This is a genomic window from Pedobacter polysacchareus (genome assembly GCF_019802255.1).
In the GTDB taxonomy this organism is placed as follows: domain Bacteria; phylum Bacteroidota; class Bacteroidia; order Sphingobacteriales; family Sphingobacteriaceae; genus Pedobacter; species Pedobacter polysacchareus.
In genome coordinates this window covers 3,395-5,036 of record NZ_JAHYSS010000014.1, presented here as the reverse complement: position 1 = coordinate 5,036, position 1,642 = coordinate 3,395, and the positions used below count along the sequence as shown (strand labels likewise).

Below are 1,642 nucleotides of genomic sequence, written 5' to 3'. Positions count from 1 at the left end.
AAAAAAGAATAAAGACTATTATTAACAAGTTAAGAATGGTCAGCGTTCAAACAACACATTTTACAATGGAGAGTTTGATCCTGGCTCAGGATGAACGCTAGCGGCAGGCCTAATACATGCAAGTCGAACGATACCGAGAGGCTTGCTTCTCGGGAAAGTGGCGCACGGGTGCGTAACGCGTATGCAACCTACCTCAATCAGGGGGATAGCCCGAAGAAATTCGGATTAACACCGCATAAAATCACAGGATAGCATTATCTAATGATCAAATATTTATAGGATTGAGATGGGCATGCGTGTCATTAGTTAGTTGGCGAGGTAACGGCTCACCAAGACCACGATGACTAGGGGATCTGAGAGGATGACCCCCCACACTGGTACTGAGACACGGACCAGACTCCTACGGGAGGCAGCAGTAAGGAATATTGGTCAATGGAGGCAACTCTGAACCAGCCATGCCGCGTGCAGGAAGACAGCCCTCTGGGTCGTAAACTGCTTTTATTCGGGAATAAACCTACTTACGTGTAAGTAGCTGAATGTACCGAAGGAATAAGGATCGGCTAACTCCGTGCCAGCAGCCGCGGTAATACGGAGGATCCAAGCGTTATCCGGATTTATTGGGTTTAAAGGGTGCGTAGGCGGCTTATTAAGTCAGGGGTGAAAGACGGTGGCTCAACCATCGCAGTGCCCTTGATACTGATGAGCTTGAATACACTAGAGGTAGGCGGAATGTGACAAGTAGCGGTGAAATGCATAGATATGTCACAGAACACCGATTGCGAAGGCAGCTTACTATGGTGTTATTGACGCTGAGGCACGAAAGCGTGGGGATCAAACAGGATTAGATACCCTGGTAGTCCACGCCCTAAACGATGAATACTCGCTGTTAGCGATACACAGTTAGCGGCTAAGCGAAAGCGTTAAGTATTCCACCTGGGGAGTACGGTCGCAAGATTGAAACTCAAAGGAATTGACGGGGGCCCGCACAAGCGGAGGAGCATGTGGTTTAATTCGATGATACGCGAGGAACCTTACCCGGGCTTGAAAGTTAGTGAATCATTTAGAGATAGATGAGTGAGCAATCACACGAAACTAGGTGCTGCATGGCTGTCGTCAGCTCGTGCCGTGAGGTGTTGGGTTAAGTCCCGCAACGAGCGCAACCCCTATGTTTAGTTGCCAGCACGTTAAGGTGGGGACTCTAAACAGACTGCCTGTGCAAACAGAGAGGAAGGAGGGGACGACGTCAAGTCATCATGGCCCTTACGTCCGGGGCTACACACGTGCTACAATGGATGGTACAGAGGGCAGCAAGCTGGCAACAGCAAGCAAATCTCAAAAAGCCATTCACAGTTCGGATAGAGGTCTGCAACTCGACCTCTTGAAGTTGGATTCGCTAGTAATCGCGTATCAGCAATGACGCGGTGAATACGTTCCCGGGCCTTGTACACACCGCCCGTCAAGCCATGGAAGTTGGGGGTACCTAAAGTATGTAACCGCAAGGAGCGTCCTAGGGTAAAACCGATAACTGGGGCTAAGTCGTAACAAGGTAGCCGTACCGGAAGGTGCGGCTGGAATACCTCCTTTCTGGAGTAGTTCAGACTACTCGCTACGTAAATGATATAAATGACAAAAAATCTCAAAA

The 1,642-nt window shown here is 49.2% G+C and carries 1 rRNA gene; it reads left to right on the top strand.

Annotation, left to right across the window (positions count from 1 at the left end):
- Nucleotides 1–62: 62 nt before the first annotated feature.
- Nucleotides 63–1,584: ribosomal RNA gene (locus K7X70_RS24330) — 16S ribosomal RNA — on the top strand.
- Nucleotides 1,585–1,642: the final 58 nt, after the last annotated feature.